At 54.2% G+C, this 11,902-nt stretch carries 10 protein-coding genes; 9 read left to right on the plus strand and 1 reads right to left on the minus strand.

Annotation, left to right across the window (positions count from 1 at the left end):
- The first annotated feature begins 101 nt into the window (after nt 1-101).
- From deoB to MKZ24_RS16100, 4 genes are all read left to right on the plus strand, one after another.
- Entirely contained in the window at nt 102-1,280 is a 1,179-nt protein-coding gene (gene deoB / locus MKZ24_RS16085; RefSeq protein WP_340784513.1) for a phosphopentomutase, read from the plus strand.
- Nucleotides 1,281-1,518: 238 nt separating this feature from the next.
- Complete coding sequence (locus tag MKZ24_RS16090; RefSeq protein ID WP_042237780.1) at nt 1,519-2,343, plus strand: purine-nucleoside phosphorylase; 825 nt, start codon at nt 1,519-1,521, stop codon at nt 2,341-2,343.
- Between the two features lie 51 nt (nt 2,344-2,394).
- Nucleotides 2,395-3,258 carry a purine-nucleoside phosphorylase gene (locus tag MKZ24_RS16095; protein ID WP_042237778.1) on the plus strand — a complete coding sequence of 288 codons (864 nt, stop codon included), beginning with the start codon at nt 2,395-2,397 and terminating at the stop codon, nt 3,256-3,258.
- The gene (locus tag MKZ24_RS16100) at nt 3,258-4,589 is read left to right on the plus strand and encodes a pyrimidine-nucleoside phosphorylase (RefSeq protein WP_340784517.1); all 1,332 of its coding nucleotides are present in this window, start codon (nt 3,258-3,260) and stop codon (nt 4,587-4,589) included. Before MKZ24_RS16095 ends, MKZ24_RS16100 begins: the two co-directional genes overlap by 1 nt.
- A 173-nt stretch (nt 4,590-4,762) precedes the next feature.
- Here MKZ24_RS16100 and MKZ24_RS16105 read toward each other — a convergent pair whose 3' ends face one another.
- Nucleotides 4,763-5,806 carry a serine hydrolase domain-containing protein gene (locus MKZ24_RS16105; protein ID WP_340784520.1) on the minus strand — a complete coding sequence of 348 codons (1,044 nt, stop codon included), beginning with the start codon at nt 5,804-5,806 and terminating at the stop codon, nt 4,763-4,765.
- A gap of 294 nt (nt 5,807-6,100) precedes the next feature.
- Between MKZ24_RS16105 and MKZ24_RS16110 the strand changes: the two genes are divergently transcribed.
- From MKZ24_RS16110 to MKZ24_RS16130, 5 genes are all read left to right on the plus strand, one after another.
- Nucleotides 6,101-7,051: a DUF1177 domain-containing protein gene (locus tag MKZ24_RS16110; protein ID WP_340784522.1), complete on the plus strand. Its 951-nt coding sequence runs from the start codon at nt 6,101-6,103 to the stop codon at nt 7,049-7,051.
- A 112-nt stretch (nt 7,052-7,163) separates the two neighbouring features.
- The gene (locus MKZ24_RS16115) at nt 7,164-7,835 is read left to right on the plus strand and encodes an AroM family protein (RefSeq protein WP_340784524.1); all 672 of its coding nucleotides are present in this window, start codon (nt 7,164-7,166) and stop codon (nt 7,833-7,835) included.
- A gap of 16 nt (nt 7,836-7,851) precedes the next feature.
- Nucleotides 7,852-8,796: an aminopeptidase gene (locus MKZ24_RS16120; RefSeq protein WP_340784527.1), complete on the plus strand. Its 945-nt coding sequence runs from the start codon at nt 7,852-7,854 to the stop codon at nt 8,794-8,796.
- Between the two features lie 111 nt (nt 8,797-8,907).
- Nucleotides 8,908-9,561 (plus strand): aspartate/glutamate racemase family protein, encoded by a 654-nt coding sequence (locus tag MKZ24_RS16125; protein ID WP_042237771.1) that lies wholly within the window; start codon nt 8,908-8,910, stop codon nt 9,559-9,561.
- Nucleotides 9,562-10,327: 766 nt separating this feature from the next.
- Nucleotides 10,328-11,854, plus strand: coding sequence for a PucR family transcriptional regulator (locus tag MKZ24_RS16130; RefSeq protein WP_340790178.1), 1,527 nt, complete (start codon nt 10,328-10,330; stop codon nt 11,852-11,854).
- The last annotated feature ends 48 nt before the right edge of the window (nt 11,855-11,902 follow it).

The raw sequence follows: 11,902 nt of genomic DNA on the forward strand, positions 1-11,902 counted from the left end.
TCATACTGAAAGGATAGCTCCCGGGAGAGGTTCTCCCGGAGTTTCTTCCTGTTTTGAGCAGACCTTACGATTATGCAAACTACGAAGGAGTGAAGACGGCAATGTCCTCATTTAAACGCATCGGATTTATTGTTCTGGATAGTGTAGGTATCGGTGAAGCGCCGGATGCCGCTAATTTTGGAGATACAGGCTCCCATACACTGGGCCATATTCTGGAGCGGGTTCCGGGTCTAAAGCTTCCGAACCTGCAGCAGCTGGGACTGGCGAATATTGCTCCGCTGCCGCCGCTTGGACCGGTAGCTGCCCCAACAGGCTATTACGGCAAAATGCAGGAGGTTTCCGTAGGCAAGGATACGATGACCGGCCACTGGGAGCTGATGGGCCTCAAGATTGAGGTTCCTTTTAATACTTATTTTGACGGATTCCCCGCAGAGCTGATTGCGAAGTTCGAAGCGGCAACCGGACGTAAGGTGATTGGCAACAAACCGGCTTCCGGCACGGAGATTCTCGTAGAATACGGCGAAGAGCAGATGAAGACCGGCGCATGGATTGTGTATACTTCGGCAGACAGCGTTTTCCAGCTTGCCGCGCATGAAGATATCATTCCTCTGGAAGAGCTGTACAGCGCCTGCCGGATCGCCCGCGAGCTGACGATGGCTCCCGAATTCTCCGTAGGCCGTGTCATCGCCCGTCCTTATATCGGCGAACCGGGGAATTTCGTGCGTACCCCGAACCGTCATGACTACGCGGTGAAGCCGCCGGAGCCGACCGTTATGAACGCTCTGGAGGACATCGGCAAGGATGTAATCGCCGTGGGTAAAATCAATGATATCTTCACTGGCGAAGGTGTAACAGCTTCCTACCCGACGAAGAGCAATGAGCACGGCATCCAGATTACGATTGATGAGCTGCGCAAGCCGTTCAACGGATTCCTGTTCACCAATCTCGTTGATTTCGATTCCCTGTATGGCCACCGCCGTGATCCGGAAGGCTACGGCCGGGCGCTGGAAGTGTTCGATCAGGCGCTGCCTGAGCTGCTGTCCACCCTTGGAGAAGATGATCTGCTGATCATCTCGGCTGACCACGGCAATGACCCGATCCATGCCGGAACGGATCATACCCGTGAATATGTGCCGCTCCTGATCTACAGCCCGCGATTCAAGACTCCGGGTAGCCTGGGTATCCGCCAGACTTTCTCTGACGTTGCCGCTACCATCGCCGATAACTTTGGAGCGAAGGCACCGCAGTACGGGACGAGCTTTTTGTCTGAATTACAATAAATCACACTACAGATTGAACTGGATTTTGGAAAAGGAGAAGGAGTGACGAAGGGGGATTTTGGAACTGTAGGAGCGATAGCGTACGCCTTTGTCACCGGATTTCAACTGCGGACAGCAGATAAATCAAGAAATCTGGTGACAACAGTGGCCGGAAGTCCAAATATCCACCGTAGTGGCGACTGAATCTTTTCCTGGAATTTAGCTCAATCTGTACACCCACCTCAAGGAGGAACCAACCATGACCGCAGTTACCCAAAGCAATATTCAAGAAGCAGCAATATATATCAAAGACAAATGTACCGTCGCCCCCGAGATCGGGCTGATTCTCGGCTCCGGTCTCGGTGTTCTGGCCGATCTGATCACAGACGAGGTAGTCATTCCTTATCATGAAATTCCCCATTTCCCCGTATCCACTGTTGAAGGACATGAAGGTGAACTGCTGATCGGTATGATCGAAGGCCGCCGCGTGGTCATGATGAAAGGCCGCTTCCACATGTACGAAGGGTACGGACCAGAAACTACGGCATTCCCGGTGCGCGTAATGAAAGAGCTGGGCGTAACCAGCCTGCTGGTTACTAACGCTGCCGGGGGGGTCAACACCGATTTCACACCGGGTGATCTGATGCTGATTACTGACCATCTGAACCTGACAGGCCGCAATCCGCTGACCGGACCGAATGATAATGCGCTGGGCGTACGTTTCCCGGATATGTCTTCGGCTTACAGCCCGCGCCTGATCGCAGCCGCCAAAGAAGCTGCTGCAGCGCTGAACTTCGAGTTCAAGGAAGGCGTATACGCCGGTCTGCTCGGACCCAACTATGAGACTCCTGCTGAAATCGTTATGCTGCGCCGCCAAGGGGCAGATGCAGTAGGGATGTCCACGGTATCTGAGACGATTGTGGCCCGTCATGCCGGTATTGAAGTGCTTGGTATTTCCTGCATCACCAACATGGCTGCCGGAATTCTGGAACAGCCGCTGAACCATGCAGAAGTGATGGAGACAGCGGAACGTGTGCGCGAGCAATTCCTGAAGCTGGTGCTGGCTTTTATTCCGAAGATGTAGTTCCTGCTTCAAGCTATTTACAAGACAATTCATATCCGGGAGGATCAACCTATGACAACACCATCAACAGTCCCATACGGCACTCAGGTTCAAGAAGCTGCTGAATATATTCAATCCAAATTCGGTTCTTACACACCGGGCATCGGACTTATTCTAGGCTCCGGCCTTGGGGATCTGGGCGATCAGATCGAAGATGCGGTATATCTGCCTTATGAAGAAATTCCGCATTTCCCGCGTTCCACGGTAGAAGGTCATGCCGGACGGTTCGTGATCGGTAAGCTGGAAGGCAAGGATGTTATGATCATGCAGGGCCGTTTCCACTACTATGAAGGTTATGAAATGCGCAAAGTGGTGCTGCCGGTATACGTAATGGCTAAGCTTGGCGTAGGCACACTCGTAATTACCAATGCAGGCGGCGGAATGAACAGAGCGTTCAAAGCCGGCGACCTTATGCTGATTACCGACCATCTGAATATGACTGGCGACAATCCGCTGATCGGACCGAATGATCCGGAGCTGGGTGTGCGTTTCCCTGATATGTCCCGTGCCTATGACCCTGAATATATTGCGCTGGCCAAGAAGCTTGCGGGTGAAGTTAAAGGTGTGGACGGCGAAGCGCTAGTGCTGCAGGAAGGCGTATATGCCGGCATCAGCGGCCCTACCTATGAAACTCCGGCTGAACTCAAAATGCTGGCCTACCTCGGCGGCGATGCCGTTGGGATGTCCACCGTGCCGGAAGTGATCGTAGCCAGCCACAGCAAGCTTCGCGTGCTCGGCATTACCTGTATCACGGATATGGCGATCGGGGACGAGCTGGAGCCGCTGACTCATGAGCAGGTGGTAAAAGTCGCTAACCTGACCAAGCCGAAATTCATCGGCCTTGTGCGCGCCTTTGTCCGTGAGGTACAGGTATAATGCGTGCAGTTGATCTTATTCAGAAAAAAAGAGACGGCGGAGAGCTCAGCCGTGAAGAAATAGCTTTTCTGATTCAAGGCTACAGCAAAGGTGAAATTCCTGATTACCAGATTTCCGCCTGGGCGATGGCTGTCTATTTCCGCGGAATGAACGCACGGGAGACCGGTGATCTGACCCTGGAAATGGCGATGTCCGGTGACCAGGTGGATCTCAGTCCGATAGCCGGCATCAAGGTAGACAAGCATTCTACCGGTGGTGTTGGCGACAAAACGACGGTTGTTTTGGCCCCGCTTGTAGCCGCAGCCGGAGTTCCGGTGGCCAAAATGTCCGGACGCGGCCTCGGCCACACTGGCGGCACACTCGACAAGCTGGAGTCAATCACCGGATTCTCCGTGGAGATGGACCGGGAGCGATTCTTCACCCAGGTAGGGGAGATCGGCGCAGCTGTCATCGGCCAGTCCGGTAACATTACGCCTGCGGACAAGAAGTTGTACGCGCTACGTGACGTGACTGCAACCGTGGAATCCATTCCGCTGATTGCCAGCTCCGTAATGAGCAAGAAGATCGCCGCAGGTGCGGATGCCATCGTCCTTGATGTGAAGACCGGCAGCGGCGCGTTCATGAAGACGCTGGAGGATTCCATCGCACTCGCACAGGCAATGGTGGATATCGGCACGCATCTCGGCCGCAACACGGTCGCAGTGATCAGCGACATGGACCAGCCGCTGGGCTTCGGCATCGGTAATGCGCTGGAGATCAAAGAAGGCATTGAGACCTTGAACGGTCACGGGCCGAAGGATCTGCAGGAGGTCTGCCTCATTCTGGGCAGCCAGATGCTGGTGCTCGGCGGCAAGGCGAAGGACGAAGAAGAAGCGCGCTCCATTCTGCTGTCCCATATCAAAGACGGCAGTGCGCTGGACAAGTTCAAGCAGATGGTGTCTGCCCAAGGCGGCGATGCCACGCAGATTGAGTCGCCGGATACTTTGCCGGCAGCGCGCAAGTTCATCGAAGTGAAGGCGGAAGCCGCAGGGTATGTGGAGAGCATTCAGGCCGAAGAGATCGGCGTAGCGGCAATGCTGCTCGGCGCCGGACGCGAAACGAAGGAATCCGTCATCGACCTGGCCGTTGGCATTCAGCTGGCGATTAAGGTCGGCGATGCCGTAGCCGCAGGCGATACGCTTGCCGTGCTGCATGTGAATGATGCCAGTGAGAGCAAAGTGCAGGAAGCCGAAGCCAAGGTGCTGGAAGCTTACCGCATCTCCGCTCAGCCGGTTCCGCCGCAGCCACTGGTATTCGCGCTGGTGACTAAGGATGGCGTAACGCGCTACTAAACCGGGTTACCGATTCCTGATTGCTTAGCAATGAATAATGAATAGCCAAAGAAGCCCTACGACCAGTGAATTGCTGGCGTAGGGCTTTTTGTAATATGGAATTTACAGGCTTCGCAATAGAATGGTTCCTTCTCCATAAGCGTGAAAGCCTATAGTGCGCGGAAGGCCTGCTGTTACAGCTGCAGATTCTCCTCCACGGCCAGCATCATCCGGTAAGTCCCTCTACTCCGGTTGCAGAGAGCGGTGAAGGTTACGCCGCTTGCCGGATAGACTGCCGAGCGAAAGGAGACCCCGGGATCGGAGCCCATGAGATGGTATTTTAACACCCCGCCGTTTCGGATCGTAATCCACACTCCATAGCCGTAGTAAGTATCCTCATCCTCAAGAATATGCGGTGTGAGCAGCAGGGCAGTCGTCTCTGGCTGCAGCAGCTTGTGCCCGAGCAGGCATGTCCACAGCTTCTGCATATCCGCTGCCGTGACAAAAGCACCGCCATCGCCGCCGCCCACCACCGGAATGGAATAGATGTTGCTGATATTCTCTCCGGTCTCATTGTCGATATAACCGAGAGCTGTATTGGCCGGGAGGGCATCCAGGGCGAAATAACCGGAATCCTTCATCCCGCAAGGCTGGAAAATATGCTGCTCCACATAATCCGTGAAATTCATTCCGCTGACCGCTTCGACTACCAGGCTAAGCAAGATATAACCCGCATTGTTATAGTGGAAACGATCGCCGGGAGTGAATTTCATCGGCAGGGCTGCAAATAGTGCCAGGAAATCACCGGGTCGCCTGAGCGTATACATCGGTATATCCTCCCAAAGTGCTGAGAAGTCGTCCATAACCTCCTCATCGAAATAATCCGGAATGCCCGAGCTATGCGTCAGCAGCTGATGAACCGTGATCTCCGGGCTGAACAAGGGGAACTTCTGCTCATGTAAAACTTCCAGTACCTTGCCGTCAAAAGAAAGCTTGCCCTGCTCCACCAGCTGGCAGATGGCTACTGCTGTGAACAGTTTGCTGCCGGAAGCAATCCCGAAGCAGGTGTTAAGCTGATTAATCCGTTCCTCCGCTACATTGGAGTGTCCGCAAGCAGCCGCTGCGAGGGTCTGATCGTGTTGCGTAACCAGTACCGTACCCGAAAATCCGGAGAGCAGAACCTCCTGATCGATGGTTTGTTGGAGCTCTTTTTGAGGCTCAGTCTGTTCCAGCTTCATGTAGTAACCCTCTTCCATAATTTGATGATGTGTAACCTTCTTGTAATTCGCCATATGGAATAATTAACCTTTATTTATATTTCTTTATGTGATGAAACGGGGTATTTAGGGGTTTAATGGATGCCGGATGCTGCTTAAAGGCCGAAGAGTGTACCTTGCGCGTAAGGTTTATGTGCAAAGGACAAGAAAAACAACTTAGTTTTGGCAGGGCGGTACATTGTGGACGTTTCGAATTTTAAGATAGTATGAATTCAAACATCACAATCATGAGCATGCATCCGGGGAGGAATTATAATGGCACTTCATCAGACAATTACAGTTTTGAACGCACTGGACAGCGCTTATGTTAATGGTGAGCAGGTCAGGCAGTTATTCGCAGCATATCCTGCGGTTAAGGTTGAGGTTCAGAAAGTGGAAGGTGAAAAAGGCAGTACGGAATTCGTCAAAATCACCATTCCGGGCAGTCAAGGCAAGCTTGGAGGCGGCAGCGCGCCAACCTTCGGAATTGTCGGCAGACTTGGCGGAATAGGAGCGCGCCCCAGCCGGATCGGCATTGTCTCTGATGCAGACGGCGCAGTGGCGGCAATCGCTGCGGCACTGAAGCTGGCAAACATGCAGACCAAAGGAGACGTACTGCAGGGTGACGTCCTGGTTACGACGCATATTTGCCCGGATGCTCCGACACTGCCGCATGAGCCCGTTGATTTCATGGATTCCCCGGTGGATATCCTGCAGATGAATGAGCACGAGGTATTGCCGGAGATGGAAGCGATTATTTCTATTGATACGACCAAGGGCAACCGTGTGGTGAATCATAAAGGCATTGCAATCTCACCTACGGTCAAAGAAGGGTACATTCTGCGGGTCAGTGAGGATCTGCTGCGCATCATGGAAATGACGACAGGACAGTATCCGGTTACTTTTCCGGTAACTACGCAGGATATTACTCCTTACGGTAACGGACTATATCATATCAATTCCATCCTGCAGCCGGCAGTAGCGACCTCGGCTCCCGTTGTAGGGTTGGCGATTACTGCCCAGTCCATGGTGCCCGGCTGCGGTACAGGGGCTAGCCATGAGATTGATATTGCCCAGGCGGTGCGTTTTGCCATTGAGACAGCCAAAGAGTACACTCAAGGCATATGCTCTCTCTACAACGAAGCTGAATTCGCACAGATTACCGAGCTGTACGGTTCGATGAAAGTGCTGCAGACGCTGGGTAAACCGGCTGTAACCTCTCACTAGGAATAGAACGGAATAATTAGCAGGCGCTGAGCAAGGTTCAGCGCCTGCTAAATGTATACAGGCATGGGTTTGCCACGATTTCAATCCGTATAGAGAAGCGGGAGGGAGCAAGATGAGTAATAATATAGGGTTAATCACGATCGGACAAGCTCCCAGGAACGATGTTGCGCCGATTATTGAGAAGTATCTGGAAGGTAAGGCCGGACTGGTTCAGTCCGGGGTACTTGACGGATTCACTGCTGACCAGGTACGCGAATTCTATAGTCCTGGACCGGGGGAGTATGTGCTGACTACCCGCATGGCGGACGGATCAGCTGCGGTAATCTCCCGTGAGCGGATAAAGTCCGTTTTGCAGGGGAAGGTTGATGCTATGGAAGCTGCTGGAATTCAGACGATTCTGCTGGCCTGTACCGGTGTTTTTCCGGGACTTCATACGGCCAAGGCCCATCTGATTGAACCGGACCGGATTATCCCTCCGGTTGTTATGGCGATGCTTGACGGACGCCGGCTGGGGCTGATTGGTCCTCTGCCCGAGCAGGAAGAGAGCATGAATGAGAAATTCGCGGGAGCCGGAGCGCGGCTGCCGTTTGCAGCTGCTTCTCCGTATACCGGTACGGAAGCGGATTTCCGAGCGGCTGCTGAGCGCCTGCGGGACTTGGCGGATGTGATTGTGCTTGACTGTATGGGATATGTGGAGCAGCATAGACAGTGGGCGGCCTCCGCAGGAGTGCCTGCCGTGCTGTCCAATGCCCTGATGGGCAAGCTGGTAGCAGAAATGGTGTAACCGGGAGGAAACGAGAATGAGTGAGCAACGAATACTGATTAGCATGAATGTCCTTAAGGACTGTCTGGGGCTTGGCAGCGGTGAATTGCTGGCTGTAGTGGCCGATGACGACAAGCGGGAGCTTGCCGAATCCGTCTATGAAGCAGGGAAGCGGCTCGGGGCCGAATCGATGCTATTGATTATGCAGGCACGGAGCAAATCCGGCGAGGAGCCGCCGGCTCCGATTGCCGAAGCTATGGCCAAAGCCGATGTGGCGATATGCATTACGACACATTCGATGACACATACGGCGGCGCGCAAGCAGGCAGCCGCAGCGGGAACGCGGGTGGCGACCATGCCGGGCATGACAGATGACATGTTCAGCCATGGCGCGATCACTGCGGACTATGCGCAGGTGAAGACATTAACAGAGCAGGTTGCTGCGCTGCTGTCTGAGGGAAGCCAGGTGCGTGTAGTTAAAGACGGACTGAGTCTGAGCTTTTCGATTGAGGGCCGGGATGGCGTGCTCAGCACCGGATTGTATCTGAATCCGGGCGAATCGGGCAACCTGCCTTCGGGCGAGGCTTATATTGCGCCAATGGAGGGTACAGCCACCGGCCAGATTAAGGTGGACGGTTCGATTGCAGGTATTGGCGCGCTGAACAGCCCGATGGTGCTGGCGGTAGAGCAGGGCTGTTTGGTTAGTGCAGAAGGCGAGAGCGGTGACAGGCTGCTGGATATGCTTGGTCCCGGTGACGGCAGGCTCCTGGGCGAGTTCGGCATTGGTACAAACAACAAGGCCAGAATTACAGGTGTGGTGCTGGAGGATGAGAAGGTCTACGGGACCATCCATGTCGCTTTTGGCAGCAATAATACGTTCGGCGGGGTTGTAGCGGCTGGTGTGCATATTGATGCCGTTGTGATGAAGCCGGATGTATATATTGATGATAAGCTGATTATGCGTGCAGGAGAACTGCTCTAGGCTGCGCGGCTGCTGTGTTGTTGTCAGGGTTATGGCGGTACGGAATGAAGCAAAAGTATATGGTGAGGATATTCAGAACGCAGAACAATGGCTGACCAGGGGGAGATAAGGATGCTTGGAATTATACGTGTAATCACACTGCAAGAGGAGTCTGCAATTCATTTGCACGGAGAATTGATTGAACACCGGTATGGCCTGCCGGTAATCAGCCGCTGTATTCCTGATCAGCCTCAGGGCGTATACAATGACGAGACCGAAGCAGAGTCAGTGCCGAAGATTATCAGCCTGGCCCGGGATCTGGAGCAGCAGGGCTGTACGGTCATCGGCATCAGCTGTGCCGCGGATCCCGCGCTGCTGGAAGCTAGGATGGCAGTAAATGTACCGGTTCTGGGCGCAGGCTCTTGTGCAGCCCATATGTCTCTGGCATACAGCGATAAGATTGGCGTGCTGACGATCCTGACCGAAGTGCCGCCGCTGATCCGCAGCATTCTCGGCGATGCTTACCTCGGCATGGACCGGCCTGATGGGGTAACGACCACTCTTGATTTGGGTACGCCTGCCGGACGGGCAGGCGCACTTGCCGGAGCAGCCCGGCTGGTGGAACGCGGTGCGCAGGCCATAGTCCTCGCCTGCACCGGGTTTGCCACCATCGGCCTGGCGGCGGAGCTGGAAGAACAGCTCGGCATCCGCGCGTTTGATCCGATCCTTGCGCTTGGCGCTGCGGCCGCTGCGGCTGCTTCCTTGCCTGGGGGAGTGCGGCGCTGATTGCGCTGTGCAAGATGCTAAGCATGAATACTAGTGCAAAGTAGAGTTACTAGTTCAAAGTAGAGTTACTAGTGCAAGGCAGAGTTACTAGTGCAAGGCAGAGTTACTAGTGCAAAGTAGAGTTACTAGTGCAAAGTAGAGTTATTAGTTCAAAGTACAGATAAAGTTAAGCGTTCCTCCAGACTTCGGGTCCGGGGAACGTTTTTGGTTGTTGAACTAGTTGTTTAACAAGCTGTTGAACAAATTGAGTAACTAAATCAAGATTTTTTGTCACGTCAGCGAGCTGTTCCTGAATGAAGGAGAGTGTAAATTGAGATAAGTGGGGAGGGAGAGGAAGTGAGGAAGTGAGGGGCACTAATGCCCCTGAAACCGCCGAAAGTCGCCCGCTGCCTGAAATGAGGGGCACTAATGCCCCTGAAACCGCCGAAAGTAGCCCGCCGCCTGAAATGAGGGGCACTAATGCCCCTGAAACCGCCAGAAGTAGCCCGCCGCCTGAAATCAGGCCACAACCTCCACTAATCTTGCCGCAAGCCCCCCCTCTGCAAGCCCACTTGCTCTCTTCTCCCCTGCCAAATTAATATTTATCTGCAATTTTATATATTTTTCCTGTGGCTGGGCGGGAATGTCTGATAAACTAGCGGGAATGCGAATGTAAGCTGGTGGCCTTCGAGTGGCTACGGGGGCTTACGGGTGATACGGGTACGTACAATTGGCATATTTCAGGAAAAATCATGAAATACTGAAGACAGCAGAGGGAGGCAGAATGTTGAATACACGAGGAATTACGCTACGGGAGCTGATGGAGCTCTCTGTTCTTGGGAAAGCGAAGGTTATTAGCGGCCAGCAGGGGCTGGACCGGGTAGTCCGGTTCGTAGATATTATGGAGGTTCCGGATCTGAAGGGCTGGATCAGTGAAGGCGTCATGCTGCTGACTACGGCGTATTCCATCCGCCATGATCCTTCGCTGCTGACTGAGCTGATCTATACACTCGACAATCTGGGTGCAGCGGCGCTGGCGATTAAGCCGGCCCGCTTCCTGAAGGAAATTCCCCAAGGAGCGATCGAGGCCAGCAATGCCTGCGGTCTGCCTATTGTGGAGATCCCGCCGGAGATTCCGTATACGGATATTACCCAGCCGGTGATGGAGCTGCTGCTCGGACGGCAGGCAATGCTGCTGCGCCGTGCGGAGGAGGTCTACCGCACGCTGACAACAATGGTGCTGGAGAACAGCGGCATTCAGGCGGTCAGCGATAATGTGGCGGATTTCCTGAAAGCACCGGTTACGCTTGTGGATACGGATCGGAAGATCATCGTATCCTCGCCGGCTGATTTCGACTGGTCACAGAGCCATGCTCCGCTGAACTGGAATATCCATGTGGACCGGCGGACGGTAGCCAGACTGTTGGTGGATAAAGAGCAGCTGGATGATATGGAGGAAGTGGGCATAGAGCAGGCCAGGCTTGTCTTCGCTCTGGAGCTGATGCGGCGCAAGGTCGCTGAGGATACCGAATTCCGGCTGCGCGGCAACTTCATCGATGAGCTGCTGACTCCGCCGCTGCCTTCGCGGCATGAGGTGGAGCGGCGGGCACGCCAGCTCGGGATGAATCCCGAGCATAAGTGGGAGGTTGCTGTAATCGAAGGGGAGACAGCACCGAGTGAGGAAACGGTGAACCGGCTGCTGGAGCGGGAAGCGAAGAAACGCGGAGTTACACCCCACGTAGAATACCGCTCCAGCCGGGCCGTGCTGTTCCTGCCCACGCAGGAGGGCCGTAAATTCACGCCGGGCGGAGATGCACAGGAGCCCTGGGAGAAGACGCTGGAGGGCTGGCTGAAGGACAAAAGCGAAGGTCTCAGCAGCTACAGAAGCGGAATTGGCACCTCGGAATACCTGTGGGACATCCACACCAGCTACAACGAAGCGCGCAAAGCCTTGTCTATCTCCAGAAGGCTCGGACAAGGGACAGGCGGTGTCACCCGCTATGAAGAGATGGAGGTATACCACTTGCTGGAGGGCCTTGGCGGTCCGGGCTTCGAGCGGCTGTTCGAGCGTAAGCTGGGTAAGCTGCTGAAATACGACCAGGAGCATGACAGTAATATGATGCTGACGTTCTATCATTACCTGGAGTGCCGGGGCAGCCTGATTGAGACGGCGAACAGTCTATACATCCACCGCAACTCGGTCAAATACCGGCTGGAGCGGATCCGCGATATTACCGGCTTCGATCTGAATGATCCGCGCGAGCAGTTTGTCTGCCATTTGTGCCTGATTTACTACTACCTGCAGGAAAAATAGGCGGGACTGGAACTTTTATGGAATTGTATGTTAGGAAAGATTACATAT

The organism is Paenibacillus sp. FSL R7-0297 (assembly GCF_038009025.1).
Lineage (GTDB): Bacteria > Bacillota > Bacilli > Paenibacillales > Paenibacillaceae > Paenibacillus_AQ.

What these genes read in the sequence shown, in the direction of transcription:
- MKZ24_RS16125 (WP_042237771.1), top strand. Translation starts at nt 8,908, where the DNA reads ATGCTTGGAATTATACGTGTAATCACACTGCAAGAGGAGTCTGCAATT.
- MKZ24_RS16115 (WP_340784524.1), top strand. Translation starts at nt 7,164, where the DNA reads ATGAGTAATAATATAGGGTTAATCACGATCGGACAAGCTCCCAGGAAC.
- deoB (WP_340784513.1), top strand. Translation starts at nt 102, where the DNA reads ATGTCCTCATTTAAACGCATCGGATTTATTGTTCTGGATAGTGTAGGT.
- MKZ24_RS16095 (WP_042237778.1), top strand. Translation starts at nt 2,395, where the DNA reads ATGACAACACCATCAACAGTCCCATACGGCACTCAGGTTCAAGAAGCT.
- MKZ24_RS16105 (WP_340784520.1), bottom strand. Translation starts at nt 5,806, where the DNA reads ATGAAGCTGGAACAGACTGAGCCTCAAAAAGAGCTCCAACAAACCATC.
- MKZ24_RS16100 (WP_340784517.1), top strand. Translation starts at nt 3,258, where the DNA reads ATGCGTGCAGTTGATCTTATTCAGAAAAAAAGAGACGGCGGAGAGCTC.
- MKZ24_RS16110 (WP_340784522.1), top strand. Translation starts at nt 6,101, where the DNA reads ATGGCACTTCATCAGACAATTACAGTTTTGAACGCACTGGACAGCGCT.
- MKZ24_RS16090 (WP_042237780.1), top strand. Translation starts at nt 1,519, where the DNA reads ATGACCGCAGTTACCCAAAGCAATATTCAAGAAGCAGCAATATATATC.
- MKZ24_RS16120 (WP_340784527.1), top strand. Translation starts at nt 7,852, where the DNA reads ATGAGTGAGCAACGAATACTGATTAGCATGAATGTCCTTAAGGACTGT.